Raw genomic sequence first — 23,285 nt, forward strand, 5'->3', positions numbered from 1 at the left:
CTTCTCATCCAGTACGAACAGTTTACCCGCCCCCCATTTGTGCCAACACCATAGGCAGCTCGCTGCGATTAAGTTCTTTCACTGCGGCTTGAGCACCTAATTTAGCGATCACTTGCTGTCTATCTGGCGTGAGTTCAAGAATCTCTTTCCACATAACGCTTTATCTTTTACGGTACAGAATATCCATGAATTCAGTGTATAAGAAGAATGCGAATTGCTGAACTTCATAGCCCGCAAATTCAGGCTTATGTCACTCTGTGAATAAGGGAAAAAGGTTTTTGAAAATCAAAGTTAAGGCTAGGCATGTTTCAGGCCACATGGCATGACACTTAAACTTAAGCAGCATAAATGGAGGTTTACACTGTAAACAGCAAGCAAACCGCTTACGTGCTTACAACAGGATGTCTTTGTGAACAAAAGAATAGACTGCCGTAACGCGGCGGCCTTGATTTGAGTATTCCAGTGATTCGCACAACTGTTTTGCTAACAGAATGCCTCGACCATAGGTTCTTTCATTGGGCACTTCGTTCACTATGCTGCAATCAAACCCTTTGCCACTGTGCTCTAAATCTATCTCTATACGCTGCTTTTCAGGTTGGTAATTTACTTTGAGGATCAACCAGTGATAGTCAGGTAAGGTTTTTAAGCGTCTATCTCTTAATTGATAGAATTCAAAAAAGCCATCTGGTGTATCTTTCAGTGACGAATCCAGTTCCAATAAGCCATGTTCAATCGCATTAGCAAATAGCTCGGAGAGCACAGAACAGAGCAGGTCGAGGTGTTCTCCGCCGCTCACAATCCCCGTCAGGAAACGACGTACTTCATTCATCAATGTGATTTTGCGTAAAACATCTGCCGGGAAATGCAATTCGGTTTGCAGCGGGATACAACTCTGCACCACTTTAGGTAAGGCTTTATCACTCTGATTACTGTTGGTGATAGGGAAAGTCATGGTCAAAATGGACAGATCATCCCCTTTGCCTCGGTTGGAGAACTTTTTAACGGCATCATAAAGCGTGGGGATTAAGGCTTCCGAGTAGGCTTGTGTGAGCACTTGTTCAAGGCGGCCTTGACCAAAATGTTCACCCTTCTCATTCATCGCTTCGATGATCCCGTCCGTGTAACAAACCAATTTTTGGTTCGGCTCTAATTTGAAGTGCTGCACATCCGCTTCAAACTCATTAGAAGGCAATACGCCCAGCGGCATGTGATTTGACATCAGACGGCTGACAATTTTTCCTTCATGATCGATCAAATACGCTTCAGGCAATCCACCTCCCCACCAAGAGATTTCAAAGCCGTTTGCGCGCACTTCAAACACACTAGCGGCAAGCATCATGCCCATGGGTAAGAAGCGTTCCAACGAGTGATTAAGCTCAATCACCATTTCCCCAAGCGATAAGCCTTTTTGCGCGGTTGAGAAGAAAGTGCGTGTCGCCGGAATAGTCGAAATCGCCGCAGGTAGCCCGTGGCCGGTAGCATCCGCGATCATCACATACACACCGCCATGGGGTCGGTTAGCCACCACGATCAAATCACCATTGAAAATGGTCGAAGGGGTCGAAATGTAGTGAATACCGAAGATGTGCTCGACTTGGTGACACATCTCCTCCATCAGGTTGGTAAAAATCGATTCTGAAATGGCGTAGTCATACTGAACTTGTTCACGAAAATGACGCAGTTCATCACGCTGTTCCATCACCTCATTGTGCATTTTCACAATGCGATAATGCGCCTGAACTTTGGCAATCAGCACACTGCGTTCAACGGGTTTGAGGATAAAGTCGTCGCCCAGTGCCAGACATTTTTCAAATGAATCGCGATCATCCAATACGGTAAGGAAAATAATCGGGATATGGTGCTTTACAAACCCGTGACGGATCTCCTTCGCGGTCGTAAATCCATCTTTAATCGGCATCATTACATCGAGCAGAATCACATCAGGGAGGGCTTCCATATCACGCATCGCGTCCAGTGCTTGCTGCCCATTTTCATAAGTATCAATATGTGATGCGATGTGCGCCAAGATGAAGCGACACAATTCACGATTCGTAGCATGATCATCAACAATCATTACTCTCACAAAACAGCTCCTATGGCTCTCTGTCACTCGATATCGAATTTTTTATCAAAGCGCGATATCAACAGAATTTTCCTCACTTGAGGCAAGATATTGACGATTCGGATCATGCCGTCACCCTGTTCTAGGTATTTCTGCATATTGAGCAGCATGCCAAGCCCTGCGCTATCAATATAGTCGACTTTACGCAGATCAATCGTGAAACGATGATCATGGCGTTTTGCATAACTCGCACGAAAATCATGCACAAGGTTGAAGCAAAAAGCGCCTTCGATCGAAACGGTGATGTGTTTATTATGGCTATCGATATTGGTATGGATTGTCATCTCGTTCTCCCTAGAATAGCTCGACTTCGCCTTCATCTATGCAATGTTGATTGGCTGCTAACGCACTACGATTACGAGAGCGTTCCTGTAAAGCAGCAATGCTTTCCGTGATTTGATGGATATTTCGTGAGCTAGAATGAACGGCTTTAAGCAAACTCGTTGCTTCTTGTAAAAAGGAGAGAGAACCCAATGCATACTCCCCTTGCTGAGAAACAATATCGGTGAACTGTAATGCCCGTGTGCCATCACGAACTTGTAGCGTAAGTTTTTGCCCCAACTGCTGAAGTTTATTCACTTCTTGTTCTATTTCGGTATTAAGCTGCTGAACACCACGCAGCATGTAATCCACTTTTTCTTTTGATTCTATTGCCTTGGTCATATCGAATGAGCCATCTCGCCCACGGTGCGATTGGCGATGGAAACCGTGTCTTGAGCCACCATCATTTCTTTTTCAATTTGGCTGTTTAGGCTGTCCGCCTTAATCGATAGATCACGGACTTCTTGTGCCACCACGGCAAAACCGCGTCCTGCCTCTCCCGCTCGCGCGGCTTCAATTGCCGCATTGAGGGCGAGCAAGTTCGTTTGCTCTGAAAGACCACGCACTTGTCTCAGCAGTTTGAAAACCACATCCAGTTTCTGTGACATATCGTGAATGCTATGCACGGCCGAAATACTCTTCTCCGAAACATCCACCAGAATTTGTACGAATTGCTGAATGATCGCTTCGGTTTTGGGCAGCACTTCCATTAAGTCAAATTCACTGCCTTGGTTGGCCATTAAGTTATCCACCAACTGGGTCGATACTGCCGATTGTTCTTCACTGACACTTTGCAGACCAAAGAAGCTGTGATTGATGGTTTCGGCGGATGTGAGAACAATTTGGCGCTGCCTTTCCAAGGGATCCGAAATGCGCTGAATATTGTCTTTTAAAATCTGTTCAAGCTGACTTAATGCCTGTTTTTGATCCGCAGACAAAGGGGTGTCGGTAGCTTGTTGAGTAGCATTCCCAATAGCACTGGCGGGTTGAGATTCAAAGCTCATCCACCAAGGCAAAGCCGCACTCAGTGCCGCAATCAAGATCAGCCACCAAACAACTCCAAACTGAAAAAGCCCCCACAGTAGGAGGATTTGCCCTATTAGTATCAGCGTAATTTTATTTTTTCTGGTTATCATCCTGAACCTCGCGACGCCCTACTGAAGTGATTTGGGTCTTTTTTGTAATTGCTCAACGATCCATGGAGCCATTAAGCCTAAAGGTTTTACGGCACTTGCTGCCCCTAACTCAATCGCAACTCGCGGCATACCCCACACTACGCTTGATCGCTCATCCTGTGCTGCCGTCACTGCACCTTGTTGATGCATGGCCAGCATGCCTTTCGCACCATCTTGCCCCATCCCAGTCAGCAAAATTCCCAAGGCTTTATTACCAACACTTTGGGCGATGGAATCAAACATGACATCGACAGACGGCTTGTGCCGATTCACCGCAGGTCTATCGTCAAGCTCTGCATATAATTTTCCGGAACGTTTCACGATCACGATATGTTGATCGCCGGGGGCGAGATAGGCACACCCCATCTCCAATGGCGTGATCTGCTGTGTGACTTCTTGAACATGCACAGCACTGCTGTCATTGAGTCTTTTGGCTAAAGAAGGGGTAAACAGAGCACTGATGTGTTGAGTCATCACAATCGGTGGTAAACCCGCAGGTAATGCAGACAACACCTGTTTTACTGCCTCTGTGCCCCCCGTCGATGAACCAATTGCAATCAACTGATAATCGCTAGCCACCTGACCTGAAATATGGTGTGAAGGTGCAGCACTCTGCGCGCCTACGTTAGCTTGTGCCGCCACCTTAATTTTTTCGTTAACCAAGGCTTTGTAACTGAGCATCTCTGCCGGGTTATCCGATGATGGTTTGGGGAAATAATCCACGGCCCCCAACTCCAGTGCCGCCAAGGTTGCCTCTGCACCGTGTTGAGTTAAGGTTGAAATCATCACGACAGGCAGAGGGTGCAGACGCATCAGGTTTTTCAAAAACTGCACGCCATTCATTTTGGGCATTTCCACATCCAAGGTCAGCACGTCGGGTTTGTGGAGTTTGATCAACTCGCGAGCTTGATAAGGATCTTCCGCACTGGCAATCACGATCAACTCAGGATCGCTATCAATGAGCTGAGTGAGCAGTGCTCGAAATACAGGGGAGTCATCAACAATCAACACTTTGATTTTTTTCATTGAAACAGCTCCACATCATCGGAAGTGATCTGTTTGTCGATAGTGTGCTGATACTCTTCTTCATCATGCTTAATGGCATGTGCAGAGCTAAACCCAATCCGTTTAATCCACGCTTGACCAGTTTGCGGATCAAACAGCACTTTTCTCGGCAAAGAACCCCCTAAGTCTTGAGCAACCACATGCAAGTTTTCACGGTGGGCATACTCAAGAACAAACTCGACATTCTTCTCTCCAACCTGAGATTGGTAGCCCATCAAATGAGCGCCACCAAACAACTTAAAACTCAACCTTTCCCGTTCTGCACCCATGGACAATAAACGATTAATCAGCAACTCCATGGCATAGCATCCATAACGAGAGGTATCCGACAGTAAGGCTTGAGGGTGCCAATGATGACTCTCAAACTGGCTGTGAAAAGGCAGCAGAAAATGATTCATTCCCCCGACCCCGATCTGAACATCCCAAGCACAGACTGAAACGCAGGATCCTAATCCAGTGTGTATGATTTCGTGATCGGCAGTAGCATAAACACCGCCAGGCATCACTTTTACCCAATGCCGCAGATCGCTAGGATGATTGAAGCGATGGTAATGACCATTTGCCTCTTCCTGCTTCAGTTTACGTTTGGTGGCGAGTTTACTGTCTGACATAAATGGTGTGCCCCAGATGATGGAAAAGAGAGAGGCAACGCCCCACGCTTTCCGAATGTCCCAACATTAAAATCCCACCCGGCTTAAGTTGCTGATGAAAGCGTTCAATCAGCTGTTCTTGGGTTGGCCGGTCAAAATAAATCATCACGTTACGGCAGAAGATCAGATCCAGCGGTTGTTTAAATGGCCAGTCTTGGATCAGGTTTAACTGACGAAAATCAATGTAACGCTGCAGCTCCTGTTTAATTTTCATCTTGCCCTGCTGCCCTTTCACGCCACGAACAAAGCAGCGGCGCAGGTAAGGAGCCGGAATAGAGTTTTGCAATTCGATCGGATATATCCCCGAACGCGCTTTTTCTAGCACTGCCGTATCCAGATCCGTCGCCCAAATCTTCACATCAGGCAAAAGCCCATGACACCCGCATTTTCGAGTACTGAAACGAGGGTATAAGGCTCCTCACCCGTCGAGCATCCGGCTGACCAAAACCGTAACTGGCCAACGCGCTCTTTACGCCACTCTTCAACCAGTACTTTTTCAATGAAATCAAAGTGGTGACTCTCACGGAAAAACTCTGTTTTATTGGTGGTCAAGGTATTAATGAAGTGAATGCGTTCCTGCTCATCACTTTCAATAAGATCCCGGAATTCTTTAAAGCGACGCAGCCCCCTGCGGCGCATCTGCCGACTCAGGCGGCCATACACCATGGCACGCTTTGAGTCCGGCAGATAGATCCCGACCGTCTTATGCATAAACCATTGAATGAATTTGAAATCCTTATCGGTGAGTTCAAATTCTTGCTCATTGACCGCCAACATACCTTATCCCTGCATTAGAACTCTTCCCACTCATCACCCTCTTCCGCAGCCCGAGGTGGCATTTTGTGCACGGCTTGATGAACCGGTGCTTTATGCATACTGACGGCAGGCTTCGCTTTGGGAGGCGATGTGGGTTGACGTGTTTTTCGCTCAAATGTGGTGACGTTGTTTTCTGTCACAAAAAAGTTCATCAGATTAAGCAACTCTTTCCCTTCATCTTTCAGTGACTGACTCGCCGCAGAAGTTTCCTCAACCAAAGAAGCATTTTGTTGGGTCATTTCATCCATCGCGGCAATCGCACGGTTGATCTCATCAATACCGGTCGATTGTTCAACGCTGGAAGCGGCAATCTGCGCGATCAAATCTGACACTCTCGCCACCGCTTCAACGATCTCTTTCAATGTGGATCCTGATTCGTTCACTAAGCGTGAACCTTCATTCACCTTGTCGACGCTGTCGTTGATCAACCCTTTGATCTCTTTGGCCGCTCCGGCGCTTCGTTGCGCCAGATTGCGCACCTCGCCCGCTACCACAGCAAACCCACGGCCTTGTTCTCCGGCACGCGCCGCTTCAACTGCGGCATTGAGCGCTAATAGATTGGTTTGGAAGGCAATTTCGTCAATCACGCTAATAATGTCGGCAATTTTCTTACTCGCCGTGTTAATGGCCCCCATCGCACTGATGGCTTCACCGACCACTTCCCCACCGCGCGTCGCTTTTTTCGCGGCATCGGTAGCAAGAACATTGGCATCCTTCGCGTTATCAGCGTTTTGGCGTACCGTTGCGGTGATCTCTTCCATACTCGCAGCGGTTTCTTCTAGGTTAGAAGCTTGAGCTTCCACGCGTTGGCTCAAATCGTTGTTGCCATCCGCAATTTCGGTGGAAGCCGTAGCAACGCGAGCAGAAGAAACGGTAATTTTGTCGACCATGTTGCGCAGGTTCACGATGGACGCATTGACTGCGCTCGCTAGCCGACCAAATTCGCCTTGGTACTCTTCAGACATACTGGTATTGAGATCGCCTTCTGCGACTCGGCTCATCACGGTAATACATTGTCCTAAAGGTTCGACTAAAGTGTTGAGCAAGTTATTGATGCCGTCACCGAGTTCACGCATGAAGCCGGAGTAAACGCTCGTGTTGATTCTGTCATGCAAATCGCCCTTGATGGCCTTTTGGATCAAGGTTTCCACTTGGCGCTGCCCGTCACGCTGCTCGGTAATGTCCACCCATTGCAGCGCAGGGCCAATGTATTCACCTTTGGCGTTCCGCATGGCGATACAAGTGAGGTTAAATTCCAAAGAACCCACTTTGATCATCGAGCTAAAAGGCAAGCGATCGGGGTTATTGATAATAGAGCGCTGATGCGCTGGGTTTTTATGGAAAATATCGATATTTTTGCCCACCAGATCGGAGGCTTTAAATCCAGGAAAGGCTTGAGCCAATTCCGGTTCGCGATGGGTCAAAAGCTGTAACAGTGCCGGATTAAGATACTGAATAATCCCGTCTTTATCGGCCATCATCAGGTTAGTGGTCATCCCTTCCACGGCAGAAGCCAGGCGACCAATTTGCTGCTCACGTACGATTTCTTCTGTCACATCACGCCATTCAAGGGTGTTACCGATATAGGAACCACGATCGTCGATGATCGCTCCAACATTGAGCTCAATTTTGACCCCTTTGATGTTGATCACCGTGGTGTAGGGAAGATTTTTGGGATCGGCGAGCATACTCCGCTGGTGGCGAGGATTGATATGGAAATTATCGATACAGTAGCCCTGTAAAAAATTGGCTTCGGCTCGAAAATCAGGCCATACGCTGCGAAACAGAGTTTCATGCACTTTGAGCAACTTGAGTGTTTGATGATTGAAATAGGTGATTCGAAAATCACGGTCGATCATCATCAAGGCTGTTTGCGCCGCATTGAGTGCGGACAAAAGCTGGTAGTTGGATATCCCACCACTTGTCTCTGTTTCCTCAAACTCACTGGTTGCACTCTCTTTGGCTGGCTCAACAAACTGAGGCACAACCTGTTGCTTACGATTCCAAAATGCCATGTGTCTTCCCTCATTGTGTGCTTTCAGCAATGGTGCTTAAGCGCAGCGCCTCAACATCAAACAGCGCATCAATATCAATTAAAACTAAGTGTCGGTTTTTGATTGCCGCAATCCCTTTCACGTATTGATTGCCAATCACTGTTGAAATACTGGGTGCGGGCTTAATCTCTTGCTCAGACAACGCATAGACTTCTGCCACGGCATCCACAATCAGGCCTAACGGCTGCTGGTTAGCAGCATTGATCACCACCACCACGGTAGTGGCATTGATCTCCACAGGTACCAATCCCAAACGTCGCTTGAGATCGACGATCGGAATGTATTCCCCCCGAATATCCAGCAACCCCAGCACAAAAGGTGGTGCGTTAGGCAGAACGCGTACCGGGTTCCAACCTCTCACTTCACGCACTTCCAGTATTGGGATGCCATACTCTTCATCATCTAAAACGAAGCTCAGAAACTCTCGCTGTATCATGCCTGTCCCTCACTGAGGATTCTGTCCATATCCAGCAACGCATCACCATCAAGCAGGGACATCACTTCGTCCCCAACATTCAAAATTCCGCTTAAGAAAGGCACGACAACACTCTCACCTACCGCGGGGTGCAGGGAGGCATCCCCTTGCCCAAGAACATCGCTTACGGAGTCCACCACTAAACCCATGAGGCGTTTTTGCTCTTGTTGGTAAGCTCTCAGAATCAGCACCACGGTTGTCGGTAAGTAATCGTATTGGTCTAAACCAAAGCGCTGGCGCAAATCTATGATGGGGACAATCATGCCGCGTAAGTTAATCACCCCTTTGACAAAATCAGGCGATCTTGGGATTGGTGTGGGCTTCTCCCACACTCGAATTTCTTCAACATGGGAGAGCGCCACTCCGTAAAGTTCCATACCGAGAATGAAGCTCAAAAAATCCGCGCCACCAGTTAACCCCATATCCATCGAAAGAACTGGCATGGGCTGCGAGGCTGGCGATGTATTGAGATCCGCTGAATTCATACCTGCTCCTTACGCCGCTTTGCCTTTGTTGGTGGAAGTGGCCGTCCGCTTCATAAAGTGCGTAATCAAGCCGGGAATATCGAGGATCAACGAGACAGAGCCATCGCCTAGAATGGTGGCACCAGAAATGCCAGCGACTTTGGCGTAATTGGATTCAAGGCTTTTGATCACCACTTGTTGCTGATCGAGCAAATCATCCACCAACAACCCAACACGATGCCCTGCAGATTCCACAAAGCAGAGCAGGCGTTTTTCCAAGCTGCCACTGCGCCCCATGGCGAGTTCATCTTGCAAACGCAGAATCGGGATGTTTTCTTCACGCAGACGATAGAGTTCAATCCCACCGGCGGCGTGTTTCACACTACCGATGTTGATTTGAATGGATTCCACGATAGTCAGCAGCGGGATGACATAAACCTGATCGGCAACTTTCACTAACTGACCATCCAAAATGGCCAATGTCAGCGGAAGACTGATGGTAAAGCGACTACCGCGACCAAGTTCTGATTCCACTTCGATTTGGCCACCAAGCTCTTCAATATTGCGTCTCACCACATCCATGCCGACGCCACGGCCTGAGATATCCGAAACTTGCTCTGCGGTGGAAAAACCGGGCGCGAAAATCAAATTGATGATTTGTTTGTCAGTCAGATCGCTGCGCTGGGTCTGCGGCTCCAGCACACCTTTTTCTACGGCTTTGCGCCACAATTTGTCACAATCAATACCAGCGCCATCATCACTGATTTCTACGATGATGGAGCCGCCTTGATGGAAGGCTTTCAGGGTAATCACCCCGGTTTCTGGTTTGCCTTTGGCAAGCCGAACTTCTGGCATTTCAACCCCGTGATCGATGCCATTTCGCACCAGATGCACAAGTGGGTCGACAATACGTTCCAGCACCGTTTTATCCAGCTCGGTCTGCTCACCTTGGATTTGTAAATCGACTTTCTTGCCTAAGCGACCACACAAATCGCGCACTAAACGTGGAAAGCGGCTGAAAGCAAAACTCATCGGCAACATGCGAATATTCAGCACGTTTTCCTGCAAGTCTTTGCTGTTTTGCAGCAGTTGCGCCAAACCCGCTTTTAACTTATCCAGCTTGTCCATCGAGAAGTCATTACCCAGCTCAGTCAGCATGGATTGCGTAATCACTAACTCACCGACAAGGTTGATCAGGTTATCCACTTTCTCAATATCGACGCGGATCGAAGAAACACTCGATTCCATTTTGGCAGGTTTATTCGCAGCCTCGGTTTTGCTTGGAGAGGAAGCGACTTCAACCAGTGGAGCTTTTTCAGGTGAGGAAGGCTCACACGCCACCACGGGATGAGGTGGCTCTTCGGGTTCAGTTCTAGCGGAGGCGAGTTCGGTTTCCGGTGTTTCAGCACGTTCACTGGCTTCGGTATCGGCAAGCTCTTGCTCTGAGGAATGCAAAGGCTGTAAGGTTAAGTCGCACTCATCCTCAACCCATTCGAACAGTTCACGAACCTCATTTTCGGATACATCACCCGTTAAACGAATCGTCCAGCTCAAATAACACAGTTCGGGATCCAGCTCCGCCAGTTCAGGCAAGGCCTGATGGTGCATCTCAATTTGGCATTGCGCACCCAATTCACGTAGCTCACGCAAAATCCGTAACGGGTCATTGCCGCTATAGAACAGAGTTTGATGAGGAACAAAATGAACTTGCCAGCCTTCTGTGGCCATGGAATCAGCGGTGTCCGTCGCAGCAGCGGAATGGGGTTGATCTGGTTCTAATTCTGCTGAGACGGTAGAAGTTTCCGCTAACAGAACTTGTAACTCAGCACTGACTTGCTCTTTTAAAGCTTCATCAATCTCCGTCTGCTGTTCACGGCTATCAAGCATGTCACGGATCACATCACAGCTTTTAAGTAGAGTATCAATGCCTGGAGTGGTCAGCTGTTTTTTCTGGGTACGGATCAGGTCGAGGTAAGTTTCAACGGCGTGGGTAAATTCGCTGATTTCGTGCAAATTAAAAGTGCCCGCTCCCCCTTTGATGGAGTGAGCAGCACGAAAGATAGTATTCAGCACTTCAAGATCCATCTCAGAAGGATCCAGTTGCAGTAATTCCCTTTCCAATGTCTCAAGATTTTCCCTGCATTCAACATGAAAAATCTTACGGAGTTGCTCCATATCTAAAGCCATAACTCACCCGCCGACTGAATTGTTTTGATTATTTTTAGAGCTCAGCTTTTTATAAAACGCGCTGCAAAGTTTTTAATAATGTCTCTGGGTTAAAAGGCTTTACTAACCATCCGGTTGCCCCTACCGCTTTACCTTCTTGTTTTTTTTCAGGGCTAGTCTCTGTCGTTAGCATCAAAATGGGAGTGAACTTGTACTGGCTTTGCATACGAACGGCTTTCACAAATTCAAAACCACTCATCACAGGCATGTTGACGTCTGAAATAATCACATCAAAGCGCGATTTTTGCGCCTTGGTTAATGCATCACGCCCATCTGTTGCGGTTTCCACTTCATAGCCCGCATCCTGAAGGGTGTGAGAGACCATTTGTCGAATCGAAATTGAATCATCCACTGCCAAAACTCTAGCCATAACGTTTCCCTCATTCACTTTCAGCTTGCATCAGGTGTGTCATCCCCAATAGAACAAGCCCTTCCTCTAATACGTCAGATAATTTTTCTAAATGGATCTCAAGCCCATTGTGTTGTGCAGTCATAAATAAAGAAGCAAGCAACTGAACTCCCGCAGCGTCGACTCGCACCACCGCCGAACCATCAATCAGAATTGGCTCACCTTTGGCAATCCAAGGCAAAAAGAGCTCTTTACACTCCTGCACATGCGCAATGTCCAATGCTTCATTCAATATCAACATGAAAAATCCGATCTTTAAGATGAGATGAATAATCAACCATTTTCGTACTTCACGATTTGAGTTTAGGAGGGATTAGCCAATTATCAAACTCAACTAAAATATCTCGTACCAAAGAGGTATTCGGCTTGGATTTCCTGAGACGACCGATGAAATTAGCCATGAACAAAAGAGTTCTGTTTTTTCCTCTCACAGATATAGACATGATTTTTATTCTCATGATTTAATTGATTGTTATGTTATAACATTTCAATTAAGGATTTTTTGATGAAAAAACCGATGTTGCTCAGCCTGATTACCGTATTGGCGGGCATAACTTTTTGGCTAACCAAAGCGGAGCCTGCACCAACTTCTCTAGAAATTTCAGGCCCTTTTGAGTTCAACAGCCAAGATTTGGCCAAAGATGGATACCTATTTTCGCGCTTACAAGTGGTTGAAGCCTTGGTGGGGATCGATGAAAACTCACAACCCTACCCTTTGCTGGCAAAAAGCTGGAACGTGAGTAACCATGGATTAGTGTGGCGCTTTACTCTGCGTTCTAGTGTGCAATTTCATGACGGAACCCCTCTGACAGCAGAGGCCGCAGCCAATGCGCTCAATCACGCATTAAGTAAGCCGGGCGTTGTTAAACAAGTGCCCATCAAATCCATTCGTGCTGAAGGCGATGAAGTGGTGATTGAGTTGAATTCCGTCTATCGCCCAATGACTGCGGTGTTGGCTCACTACTCACTCGCGATTGCTTCGCCTGATTCTTATGACGCAAACGGCAATATCATCCAACTTTCAGGAACTGGCCCTTACAAAATTGCCGAGTTACAAGTCCCTCATAAAGCGAGTGTGGTGCGTTTTACTCCGTATTGGGGGACACCAGCCAGCATAGAAACGGTGAATTACTTAGCCGGACACCGTTCAGAAAGCCGTGCGTTGTTAGCCCAAACCGGACAGGCCGATCTGGTTTACACGCTTGATCCGATCAGTATTCCTTCTCTGCAACAGAGCCAAGATTTGGATCTGTACATTGAATCTATGCCTCGCACAGTGCTGATCAAACTGAACAATGAACATCCGTTGCTGAACCACCCCGATGTTCGTCAAGCCATCAGTCTGGCGATCAACCGTGAAGGCATTGCTCAATCTGTTTTGAAATTGCCGGGTTCTGAAGCTTATCAACTCTTCTCTCCAGCACTCGGAGCATGGCATTTACCAGAAAAAACACCGCCTCAACGTAATTTGGATACCGCGAAAACGCTTTTAGCCAACCAAGGCTGGACGATGAATTCCCAAGGTTTACTGGAACGTGAAGGCCAAGTTTTTCGAGTCCAATTACTGACTTATTCCGATCGCCCCGAACTGCCTTTAATTGCCACCGCTCTGCAAGCTCAACTGAAAGAAGCGGGAATTCAGGTAGATATCTCGATTGATAACTCAAGCGCTATCCCAGCCAAACACCATGATGGCACCCTACAAATGGCGCTGATTGCGCGCAATTTTGGGACTATCGCCGATCCACTGCCACTCTTGCTCAGTGATTTCGCGACTCATCAAGGCTCTGACTGGGGGCCGACCAATTGGTCATCGCCACAATTTAGCCAATTGCTGGCAGAGCTTTCGACGGAGTCAGACAACGCGCGTTACCAGCAACTTACTGGCCAAGCTGCTCAGCTATTGGCTAATGAAATGCCGCTTATCCCAGTCACCTACTACCGCCAGATTGTTTCGGTGAATAAACGAGTCGCAGGCTTTTCCTTCGATCCTTTTGAAATTAACTACCGCGTCGCACAGATGAGTTTCAATGACTAAAATTCTTCTTCATCGTTTTTACCAAGCCCTTTTTGTGGCCTGGTCAGTGGGCACACTGACGTTTATCTTAATGCGTTTTATCCCGGGCGATGTGGCTTACCGCATTGCGGCAGGTCGTTATGGCTATGATTACGTGAATGCGGAAGCCGCTCTGGCCGTGCGTGCTGAACTGGGGTTGGATCGTTCGGCCTTTGAACTTTATTTGCAGTGGTTGTGGGATCTACTGCATCTCAACTTGGGAAATTCTTTGGTCAGTGGTGAGCCTGTCATCCATGCCATTGTGCATAACCTTGGGCATAGCCTTTTGCTGGCGTTTGCGGCCACGCTGATTTCGCTCCTCATCGCGATCCCGATTGGGGTGTATTGCGGTAAACGCACCAATCAGTGGGCCGATCACCTTGCCTTACTGATGTCGATAGTGATCAAAGCACAACCCGTTTTTTTGATTGGTTTAGGCCTAGTCATCCTCTTCGCGTTACAACTGAACTTGTTGCCCGTTGCTGGTTTCGGACACCCCAAATTCCTGATTCTGCCCGCATTGGCATTAGCACTGGGGATGGCGGCCATGTCGAGCCGGATGATCCGTAACTCCACCGCACAAGTGCTGCGCTCCCCGTATTACGCTTTCGCACGTTTAAAAGGCCTAAATGCCGAACAGGCTTTTCAGCGTCACGCACAGCGTAATATCGCCCTTCCCGTCATGGCATTTGTCGGTATTCAAGCTGTTAGCTTGGTAGAAGGTATTGTGATGATTGAATCGCTCTTCTCTTGGCCGGGAGTCGGTCATGCCCTATCCCATGCCATTTTCCAGCGTGATATTCCGATGATCCAAGGCTCAGCACTTTTAATGGGTTTGCTGTTTGTCGCCCTCAATACGCTGGTGGATTTAGCCCAATACGCACTCGACCCTCGTTTGCGCTTAAGCCGCCATTCACAACAGGAGGCCAGAGGATGAAACCCCATTTCTCTCCATCACAATGGGTAGGGTTTAGCCTACTCTTCTTGTTGCTTTCACTCGTCGTTATCGAAAATCTGGTATACGGCGGCGATCCAGCCCAACAAGATTTAAGCCAAGCCTTAGCCACTCCCACTTGGGATGAGCCGCTAGGAAGAGATCACTACGGGCGCAGCAATTTCGCGCGTTTAAGTTCAGCCATCGCCACCTCTTTCGCCATGGCAGTAGCCTGCGTTTTCAGTTCTGCTTTACTCGGTTTAATCACGGGCATCGTTGCCGCATGGAAAGGAGGCTGGTGGGATAAAAGCTTCTCTTGGCTACTCAATATGCTGCTGGCAATGCCCGGTTTAATTTTGGTGTTGCTGTTTGGCGCTATGGTGCCAGGCTCCTTTTTCATCCTCTATCTCGCGATTGCATTAATGCTTTGGGTGGAATTTTTCCGCGTGGTACGCAGTAAAACACTCTCTTTGCTGGAGCAACCACAAATCGAGGCATCACGCCTGTATGGTTTCAATGCTTGGTATCTGTTTCGTCGCCATCTTTGGCCTGAGCTGCGTGAAGACTTGTTTACGCTCGGCTGCTTTGGTGCCGGAAACGCGATTTTAGCTCTCGCCTCTATCGGTTTTCTTTATGTTGGGCTTAAGCCGCCACAAGCGGAATTAGGCATGATGATGGTGGAACTGTTTCGCTACTACCACCAAGCGCCTTGGGTGCTCGCCCAACCGATTTTGGTGGTGTTTACCTTAGTTCTCAGTTTTCAATTGCTCGCGAAAGGAAGAATATCGTGACTGCTTTACTTTCTGTACAACAGCTTTCCATCTCGAGCGTGCAAGAAACTCTGGTTGAAAGCTTGTCGTTTGATTTACACCCTCATCAAGCACTCACCATTTTGGGGGAAACAGGATCCGGAAAAAGTTTATTGGCGAATGCCATCATCGGAAATTTGCCGGATGGAGTGCGTAGCCAAGGCAGTGTGAGGCTGTTTGGACACTACCAGCATTTACGTTCGCAAGCTGAACGCGAAGCACTATGGGGTAAACAGTTAGCCGTATTGCCACAAGAACCATGGCACGCTTTAAACCCCATTATGCCGGCGGGTGAACAAGTAGCAGAAGTTCATCGATGGGTGATGGGTAATCACGATGGCAGTGCTGAATTAACGGATTATGCTTTTCAGCAGGTCGCGTTAGCTCATGACCAAGCCAAATATCCGCATCAACTATCTGGTGGAATGGCGCAGCGTGTCGCTTATTTATGTGCCACTCAAACTAAAGCGCCCTTGCTGATTGCAGATGAACCAACCAAAGGGCTCGATGCAAGCCGTCGCGATCAAATCATCCACCTGCTACAAGCGCAATTGACCCGTGGCGCTTTGCTAACCATTACCCACGATATTGAAGTGGCCGAGAAATTAGGCGGCACGATCATGGTGATGCGTAAAGGCGTGATTCAAGAGCAAGGGCCGGCGCAGCAGGTGTTGAGCAATCCGCAATCGGATTATGCGAAAGCGTTAATCAACGCCGATCCCAGACATTGGTCAGCAACGCAGCTCTGCACTATGGGTTCGCCACTGCTTAAGGCAGAAGATCTCGCGATGCGCTGGGGAGAAAAACGTTTATTTGATTCATTGAATTTCACCCTCCATGAAGGCGAAATTCTTGGGATCAGTGGTGATAGTGGTTGTGGAAAATCAACCCTCGCTGACTTATTGCTCGGGCTGCTCAAACCAACGCAAGGCAAGGTAACACATTTGCAAAAACTAGAACTGGGTAAGGCACTTAAGCTGTATCAAGATCCGCCAAGTGCATTAGCCAGAAGCGTGACTTTGCACACCTTGTTGGATGATGTTTGCCAGCGGCACCGTGTAGACAAAAGCCAAATTCCGCACTTACTTGAGCGGTTAGGTTTATCCCCCAAACTGCTGTCACGCAAAGCCAACCAAGTCTCGGGGGGAGAATTACAACGCTTTACCATTCTGCGAGCTTTACTGACTCGCCCTAAGATCTTAGTGGCGGATGAACCTACCTCTCGGTTGGATCCCATCACAGCCACCAGCACCCTCAAACTGATTATCGAATTAACTCAAGAAATTGGCTGCGCATTGGTGTTAATTAGCCATGAAAAAACCATGCTTGAGAAAACTTGTCATCGCATCCTCACTTTATAACCCACATGAGGCCAAACGGCCTCATTCATCATCCCACCCTTTTACAGTGTAAATGGACTGAGATCATGTACATAGATTGCAGTTATTTTTGCAAATCACACCACTTATCAATTTATATGTGAGCAAACGCATAGGCCGCAATTGATTTCTGGTTTCTTAAGGTTTTATTAAGAAACCGTTGCTAAGTTTCTAATTAGTTTAGGTGAATTTACTCATATGGGTTCATGTGTAAAAGCTCATGTTGAAAATTTCCCACCTCATTCGCTTGTACGGAGATCTTCTTTACCACTCTTCGTTGAGTTTTTCAGTGTTGTATCGCCAGGAAACCGTTGGGAGTCAGCATCTATCAATGGAATCGCAATTTTGAGGTATGCATGCGAATCATGAAGCTAAAAGCCTTTTCATATAATCAGTTGGTATTTCTGCTGGCAGTCTATTTCGCATTGCCGATCAATCTACCGGTTTACGCCAAGTTAGAGCAAATCTTCACTCAGGCTTCTCAAATTCATTGGGGGTTTGCTCTTTCTATTCCGCTTTTTTTCCTGTTTGCGCTGAACTTTATTTTCCAAATATTTAGTTGGCCTTACCTGTTCAAGCCATTCTTCGCCGTACTCTTGGTGGTATCGGCCTTGATAAGCTTCGCGGGTTATCAGTATGGCACCATTATCGATCAAGACATGTTGGTCAATGTGTTGGAAACCAACAGTAGTGAGGCGGGTTCTTATCTCACTATTTACTCTGTGCTGTGGTTGCTGTTTTTAGGTGTATTGCCGGCGCTCTGGTTGCTGTTAACCCCCATTCGCCAAGAGAAAGGCGCGCTTCGCTTTTTGGCGAAAAAGGGGTTATCGATGCTGATCTCTCTACTGGCGGTTGCACTGATCGCTGGGCTTTATTACCAGAATTACTCTTCAGTGGGACGCAATAACAGTTCCCTCAAGAAAATGATCATCCCAACCCATTTCATCTACAGCACTTTTGGCTTGGTGAAACAGCGCTATTTCACCGAACCTTTGGTTTACAAAATGATTGGAACGGATGCGAAACAAATACCGAGCGCAGTACCGACTGGTGAAGCACAAAAACCAACTTTAGTGTTTTTCATACTTGGCGAAACAGCACGGGTTCAGAACTATCAATATTACGGTTACCCACGAGACACCAATGCGTACACCGAGCCTTATCAACCGATTTTCTTTAAAGATGTGGCCAGTTGTGGAACAGCAACAGCCATCTCCGTTCCTTGCATGTTTTCCAACATGACGCGCCATGACTTTGATCGCAACCGAGCAGATAACCAAGACAATGTGTTGGACATTTTACAGCGTGCTGGCATCAGTTTGCTGTGGAAAGAGAATGACGGTGGCGATAAAGGTGTAGCCAAAAATATCCCCTTCATAGAGCTGGCAAGAGATAAGCGAGAAGGATTCTGTGATGGCGATACTTGCTACGATATCGCCATGTTAGAAAATTTGGATCAAGAGATCGCTCAAGCAAAAAGGCAACCGCATGATCTTCATGCACTTCATTGGTAGCCATGGCCCGACTTACTTTCAGCGCTACCCGAAAGAGATGGCCACTTATCAACCTGACTGCCCAAGAGCGGATATTGAAAACTGTAGTGTTGAACAGATCGTCAATACTTATGACAACACCATACGCTACACCGACTATGTAATGGGGCAGCTGATTGGCAAACTGGAATCACTGCAAGATCGCTACAACACGGCGTTGGTTTATGTTTCCGATCATGGTGAATCACTGGGTGAAAATGGGCTGTTTTTACACGGTATGCCTTATAACTTAGCACCGGATTACCAAACTAAAGTGCCGCTGTTGGTTTGGATGTCGAAAGGCTTTAGCCAAAGCAAGGGCATTGATACTAACTGCCTGCGCAGCAAAACAGAGTCATCATACAGCCACGATAATCTGTTTCACTCATTGCTCGGCATGATGGATATTTCGACGGAGGCTTACCAGCCTAATTTGGATCTGTTTGCGCAGTGTAGGGCAACGAAGTCTTAACACCACCAATATGGACTGGATCTGCAGTGCCGGACTCGGAATCATTTTCCGAGTCCGTTTTTTTATTCGATATCTCGAAAACGAACCACTAAGGTATTACGCTCATCGCTACGTGGCAAAAGCATAACCTGCCCACCATGCAGCGCGGCAATATCACGGCAGATGGACATACCAAGCCCAGCGCCATCCCCTTTTTGGCTGTTGGCACGATAGAAGTTTTCAAACATTTTTTCGCGGGTAAGGTCATCAATCGGTACGCCAGTATCCGACACTTGTACCTCAATCTCATCATCATGGTAGCTAAGCTGCACTTCTATCTGGCTGGCATGGCCGGAATAGCGGATTGCATTATCCAGCAGGTTTTTAAATAAAATCCCCAGCAGTAGTTCATCCCCCCACAAACGCGGGCTTTCACCACTAAAACTCAACTGTTGATCCTGCTTAAATGCAATGGGAGCCAAATCAGCAATCACTTGTTTGATCACGTGTGCCAGATCGACGGGCTGTTTCGCCAAGGTTTGTGTGCTTTCTACTTTAGCTAGCATCAAGAGTTGATGAATCAGACGATCGGTACGCTCAATCCCTTTCAAAATGCGATCTAAATCGTGTTTGAGCTGTTCCGGGTTGGTGCTGCGCAGTGCATTTTCGGCATTCAATCTCAGTACAGTGAGCGGCGTTTTCAGTTCATGTGCCGCCATACGGGTAAACCGTTTTTCGCGTTCCCATGCTTGTTCTAACTCACTGAGCAGTTGGTTGAGTGTTTCCACCAAAGGGGATAACTCAACCGTTGGCTCTTCAACATAGATGCGATCCAATTTGTGTACACTGCGAATAGCAATAGCGGATTGGAGTGATTGTATAGGTTGAAAGCTGCGTTCAATCAGCACAATCAAAACCACAATCAAGCAGAAGATTAGAATCAACTGAGGAAGCGCTGTCGAAGACGCGATCTCATTAACCGCTTCATCGCGGATGCTTTGCTTTTCCGCTACCAAAACATACTCGTCGTTATACCCTTCCGGCTGTGAGAGTTGAAAGTAGCGCCAACGTTCACCATTGAGGTTGATATCGAAAAAGCCCATCGCTTCTTTGTCTGAACTCAACGGAGGTAAATGAGCATCAGAGCTGAACAGCAGCTTTCCATCGCGATAAAACTGAAACAGGAAATATTGCTCGTAAGGGTGACCAAATAAGGTGGCAACATCATCGTTGGCTTTGGAAAGGCGCTGGATGTTCTCCATCCACTGATCGAAATGTTTTCGCTGATCTTGGGCGGCAAGTGCTTTGCCCGAGACGGAAGTTGCCATGAGTAACAATTTGGCTGATTGCCCAAGGCGGGCATCATACACTTCTGCCACTTCATGTTTTGCGTTGGTATAACTGAAATAGAGGGAGATCAGCATCAACCCCGTACTAAGCAGCACAGAGGTCAGGGTGAGTCGACGTTTAATAGAAAATAGGCGTTTATTTTTCAATCATATACCCCACACCTCGTACGTTTTTAATCAGATTGTCCGGCAGTTTTTTTCGCAGATTATGAATGTGCACTTCTATCGCGTTATCACTGCTGCCTTCATCCCATCCGTGTAAAGCTTGCTGCAGCAGCTCTTTGCTCATCACTCTTCCGGCTTGCGTCATCAAACTGGCGAGGATTTTGTACTCATTGCGAGTCAATTTAAGGGCTTGCTGAGCGTAATAGATTTCTTGTTTGGAGAGTGAAAGATTGAGTTCCCCGACAGAGATCAGCTCTTCCGCACTCCCGGAACTGCGCCGAATGATGAGCCGCAAACGGGCAAGCAATTCTTCTAGGGCAAAAGGCTTACCTATGTACTCGTCTGCCCCACCATCCAGACCTTTAACACGATCACTGATGTCATCACGAGCGGTCAAAATCATCACAGGTAATGTATACCCCGCGCGCCGGATTTGGCGGAGCACTTCCAAACCATCCATATCCGGTAGGGTGAGATCCAAAATCAGCGCGGTAAATTGTTCGGTTTTCAATGCGCTGGCAACACCAGCGCCTCTTTCCAACCAATCTACCGTGTATCCTTGTCGGCTCAAGGCCACTTGCATCGATTCGCCGAGTAGCGTGTCATCTTCAACTAATAATAAACGCATAACTTTATTTGAGGCTCTCCAATAAATGCGCGATTTCTTTCTGGCGTCCGGCATCCGCTACCTCTCGTTGAGGTCTCGCGGGAGCCTGTTGTGCTTGCAGCAGGTAGTGCTTCGCTTCGGTATCACGCCCTTGCTGCACCAAAAAATCACCGTAAAAATAATTGGCATCAATGCCATTAGGATTCATGTCCAGCGCTTGCTTTAGTAACTGCTCGGCTTTTTTATCATCACCAAACGCTACTGGCCAGCCTGGCACTTTATAGTATAACGTTCCCAAACTTGTGTAAGCAGAGCCATCTAATGTGCTGGGCGCTTGTGCAATCACTTCTTCAAATAAGCTTTTGGCTTCTTTCACCAAGGATAGTGCGCCTAAGCCGCCTTTAACACCCGCTAATGAAGATTGGTTGATCGCAAGCCATACTTTCAACTCAGGATTGTCTCCGGCCATATTCAGCTCTAAACGAGTACGAGCAATAGTCCGTTCAAAACAACTTTCTTGCTCATCAGCCGAAGGGGTTTGGTATTGGCATTTGGCCCAATCTTTCTGCACTTGTTCTAATGGGGTAATCGCGTAAGCCGCGGTAACATTCCCTACTAGCAAAGTGCTGATACTCATCCATTTAAACATAGTGTTCATACACTGATCTCCTTGAACTATCACGCTTTAGTGATTTAAAGCCTCAATGGTTTAAAACTTTAGTGGTTTAAAGCTTTAGCGGTTTAAAAATGACAATAGAATGTGTTGCTGCTTTTTAATGGCTCGGGAAACCAAGCTCGGCAACAGTTGATTTAGACGGACAAACAGCTTTTCAGGCCACCCGATCCACATGACGGTTTGCTCAGTTTCAATCATTTTCGCGACTTGTGCTGCAACGACTTCTGGCTCATCACTCTGATTGCCAAGGGCACGATTCAACTGGTTAACCGCTTCGGTATTAAGTGACGTGTTGGTGGCTCTCGGAGCTAGATAGAGTACGTTAACTCCCGTGCCTTCTAACTCACGGCTCATCGCTTCACTGAATCGGTGTAACCCTGCTTTGGCCGCACAATACGTGGCATAACCGGGATAACCAATGGCTCCCAAGCTTGAACCAATGTTCACAATCAGTTCCGGTTTACTTACCCACTGCAAAGCCAAATGGGTAATTTGGATCGGCGTAAATAAATTGAGTGCCAGTTCGCGTTGCACTGACTCCATCGGGCGTCGGGCAAACAAGCAGAACTGATTGGTTCCGGCGTTATTGATGACCACGCTGATCCGCTCGCCACGCTGACTAAACTGTTCAGCCAAAGTCTGAAGCTGGGCAATTCCTTCTTCGCGACTTAAATCAGCACTGAGGGTGAGGTGCTTTTCAGCCATCGGCAGTGATTGGCGCAGTGATTCCAGCTTTTGGCTGTCGCGAGCCACCAAAATCAGCCATGCTCCACGCTCTGCCAATACACGGGCAATTTGCTCACCAATTCCGCCGGTCGCTCCGGTCAACAACACGTATTGCTGTTTAATGTCCATCGCTTGCTCCTACGCAGCCTTCTGATTGGTGAGTGGTACTAACTCACGCAGCATCTGGCCATAGAGGTAAAACACCTGATTAGCCGAATGGATAATCGCTTGCTGATCTTCTTCCGATTCAATCTTGTTCATCAGGGATTCGAAAAAGCGAATATGATCCTGATCGAGCTCACTGTGTGAGGTGAGATAACTCATGGCTTTATTTGGTAAATTCAATTGCTGTTTGACCAAACGAGCAATATTGCCGCCTACGCCAACACTGGTTCCTTCAAGCACCCAAACCATGCCAAAAAATCCCATAGGATTGCCGCGATCAATTTGGTGGTACAGATACGCCACCATCAACTCAATCGGAGTACTCACTCGGCCTTCACCTTGGTTATTCCGCACCGCTTGCGCATCACTCCCACAAGCTTGAATGTCATTGAGTATCCACTCTTGGTGGCCTTTTTCTTCATCAATGTACTCGGCAATCGCCGTACGCACCCATTCATAGCGATCATTCAATCGACTGCCACAAGCCATCAAAAGCGGAACGGTGTGCTTCACGTGATGGTAGGCTTGCGTCAAAAAGCGTACGTACATGCTCAATGTGATTTCACCTCTGGCACACGCTTCAAACACAGGGGCTTGTAACATTTGCTGCTGTGCCGCTTGAGTCTCGATTTGTAAACGTTGAAAAAATGAAGTCATGA

At 47.5% G+C, this 23,285-nt stretch carries 19 protein-coding genes and 5 pseudogenes; 5 read left to right on the forward strand and 19 right to left on the reverse strand.

The annotated features are described in order from the left end of the window. Positions 1-22 precede the first annotated feature (22 nt). The 14 genes and pseudogenes from D908_RS22935 to D908_RS12375 all read right to left on the reverse strand — a co-directional run bounded on the left by D908_RS22935 (position 23) and on the right by D908_RS12375 (position 12,018). Complete coding sequence (locus D908_RS22935; protein WP_005523746.1) at positions 23-154, reverse strand: hypothetical protein; 132 nt, start codon at positions 152-154, stop codon at positions 23-25. A 237-nt stretch (positions 155-391) separates the two neighbouring features. Then, positions 392-2,074, reverse strand: a complete 1,683-nt coding sequence (locus D908_RS12420) for an ATP-binding SpoIIE family protein phosphatase (protein ID WP_005523747.1) — start codon at positions 2,072-2,074, stop codon at positions 392-394. A 32-nt stretch (positions 2,075-2,106) separates the two neighbouring features. Next, positions 2,107-2,406, reverse strand: a complete 300-nt coding sequence (locus D908_RS12415) for an STAS domain-containing protein (RefSeq protein ID WP_000152376.1) — start codon at positions 2,404-2,406, stop codon at positions 2,107-2,109. A 10-nt stretch (positions 2,407-2,416) separates the two neighbouring features. Then, positions 2,417-3,579 (reverse strand): annotated as a pseudogene (locus tag D908_RS0119140) (methyl-accepting chemotaxis protein). A gap of 18 nt (positions 3,580-3,597) precedes the next feature. Next, positions 3,598-4,644 (reverse strand): protein-glutamate methylesterase/protein-glutamine glutaminase, encoded by a 1,047-nt coding sequence (locus D908_RS12410; RefSeq protein ID WP_005523749.1) that lies wholly within the window; start codon positions 4,642-4,644, stop codon positions 3,598-3,600. Beyond that, positions 4,641-5,294, reverse strand: a complete 654-nt coding sequence (cheD, locus tag D908_RS12405) for a chemoreceptor glutamine deamidase CheD (protein ID WP_001284061.1) — start codon at positions 5,292-5,294, stop codon at positions 4,641-4,643. The genes D908_RS12410 and cheD overlap by 4 nt, the downstream gene beginning before the upstream one ends. After that, positions 5,281-6,110: pseudogene (locus tag D908_RS0119145) on the reverse strand (CheR family methyltransferase). Before D908_RS0119145 ends, cheD begins: the two are co-directional and overlap by 14 nt. Positions 6,111-6,124: 14 nt before the next feature. Continuing rightward, positions 6,125-8,164 carry a methyl-accepting chemotaxis protein gene (locus tag D908_RS12400; RefSeq protein ID WP_000896400.1) on the reverse strand — a complete coding sequence of 680 codons (2,040 nt, stop codon included), beginning with the start codon at positions 8,162-8,164 and terminating at the stop codon, positions 6,125-6,127. A gap of 10 nt (positions 8,165-8,174) precedes the next feature. Further along, positions 8,175-8,639 (reverse strand): chemotaxis protein CheW, encoded by a 465-nt coding sequence (locus tag D908_RS12395; RefSeq protein ID WP_000615984.1) that lies wholly within the window; start codon positions 8,637-8,639, stop codon positions 8,175-8,177. Further along, on the reverse strand, positions 8,636-9,163 hold the full coding sequence (locus D908_RS12390) for a chemotaxis protein CheW (protein WP_001083246.1): 528 nt from the start codon (positions 9,161-9,163) through the stop codon (positions 8,636-8,638). Before D908_RS12390 ends, D908_RS12395 begins: the two co-directional genes overlap by 4 nt. A 9-nt stretch (positions 9,164-9,172) precedes the next feature. Then, a pseudogene (locus D908_RS12385) lies at positions 9,173-10,858 on the reverse strand (chemotaxis protein CheA); the annotation flags it as partial. Positions 10,859-10,941: 83 nt separating this feature from the next. Then, positions 10,942-11,329 (reverse strand): annotated as a pseudogene (locus D908_RS23185) (Hpt domain-containing protein); the annotation flags it as partial. 49 nt (positions 11,330-11,378) lie between these two features. Beyond that, positions 11,379-11,738 carry a response regulator gene (locus D908_RS12380; RefSeq protein WP_005523753.1) on the reverse strand — a complete coding sequence of 120 codons (360 nt, stop codon included), beginning with the start codon at positions 11,736-11,738 and terminating at the stop codon, positions 11,379-11,381. 10 nt (positions 11,739-11,748) lie between these two features. After that, entirely contained in the window at positions 11,749-12,018 is a 270-nt protein-coding gene (locus tag D908_RS12375; protein WP_005523755.1) for an STAS domain-containing protein, read from the reverse strand. A gap of 264 nt (positions 12,019-12,282) precedes the next feature. Here D908_RS12375 and D908_RS12370 point away from each other — a divergent pair, with 264 nt between their 5' ends. The 5 genes and pseudogenes from D908_RS12370 to D908_RS0119150 all read left to right on the forward strand — a co-directional run bounded on the left by D908_RS12370 (position 12,283) and on the right by D908_RS0119150 (position 18,959). After that, a complete protein-coding gene (locus D908_RS12370) occupies positions 12,283-13,815 on the forward strand; it encodes an ABC transporter substrate-binding protein (RefSeq protein WP_005523758.1) in 1,533 nt (510 codons plus the stop codon). Continuing rightward, entirely contained in the window at positions 13,808-14,770 is a 963-nt protein-coding gene (locus D908_RS12365; protein ID WP_000161499.1) for an ABC transporter permease, read from the forward strand. Before D908_RS12370 ends, D908_RS12365 begins: the two co-directional genes overlap by 8 nt. Continuing rightward, the gene (locus D908_RS12360) at positions 14,767-15,558 is read left to right on the forward strand and encodes an ABC transporter permease (RefSeq protein WP_005523760.1); all 792 of its coding nucleotides are present in this window, start codon (positions 14,767-14,769) and stop codon (positions 15,556-15,558) included. The genes D908_RS12365 and D908_RS12360 overlap by 4 nt, the downstream gene beginning before the upstream one ends. Further along, a complete protein-coding gene (locus tag D908_RS12355) occupies positions 15,555-16,937 on the forward strand; it encodes an ABC transporter ATP-binding protein (RefSeq protein ID WP_005523762.1) in 1,383 nt (460 codons plus the stop codon). The genes D908_RS12360 and D908_RS12355 overlap by 4 nt, the downstream gene beginning before the upstream one ends. 374 nt (positions 16,938-17,311) lie before the next feature. After that, positions 17,312-18,959 (forward strand): annotated as a pseudogene (locus D908_RS0119150) (phosphoethanolamine transferase). 62 nt (positions 18,960-19,021) lie between these two features. Here D908_RS0119150 and D908_RS12350 read toward each other — a convergent pair. The 5 genes from D908_RS12350 to D908_RS12330 all read right to left on the reverse strand — a co-directional run bounded on the left by D908_RS12350 (position 19,022) and on the right by D908_RS12330 (position 23,283). Next, positions 19,022-20,362, reverse strand: a complete 1,341-nt coding sequence (locus tag D908_RS12350; RefSeq protein ID WP_032467566.1) for a sensor histidine kinase — start codon at positions 20,360-20,362, stop codon at positions 19,022-19,024. A gap of 61 nt (positions 20,363-20,423) precedes the next feature. Then, complete coding sequence (locus D908_RS12345; RefSeq protein WP_001238033.1) at positions 20,424-21,080, reverse strand: response regulator; 657 nt, start codon at positions 21,078-21,080, stop codon at positions 20,424-20,426. Between the two features lie 4 nt (positions 21,081-21,084). Beyond that, positions 21,085-21,717: a tetratricopeptide repeat protein gene (locus D908_RS12340; RefSeq protein WP_005523767.1), complete on the reverse strand. Its 633-nt coding sequence runs from the start codon at positions 21,715-21,717 to the stop codon at positions 21,085-21,087. Between the two features lie 75 nt (positions 21,718-21,792). Then, a complete protein-coding gene (locus D908_RS12335) occupies positions 21,793-22,590 on the reverse strand; it encodes an SDR family oxidoreductase (protein ID WP_000351952.1) in 798 nt (265 codons plus the stop codon). 9 nt (positions 22,591-22,599) lie between these two features. Continuing rightward, a complete protein-coding gene (locus tag D908_RS12330) occupies positions 22,600-23,283 on the reverse strand; it encodes an iron-containing redox enzyme family protein (protein ID WP_005523769.1) in 684 nt (227 codons plus the stop codon). Between the last annotated feature and the right edge of the window lie 2 nt (positions 23,284-23,285).

Origin of the sequence: Vibrio mimicus CAIM 602 (assembly GCF_000338875.1) — a bacterium.
Classification (GTDB): domain Bacteria; phylum Pseudomonadota; class Gammaproteobacteria; order Enterobacterales; family Vibrionaceae; genus Vibrio; species Vibrio mimicus.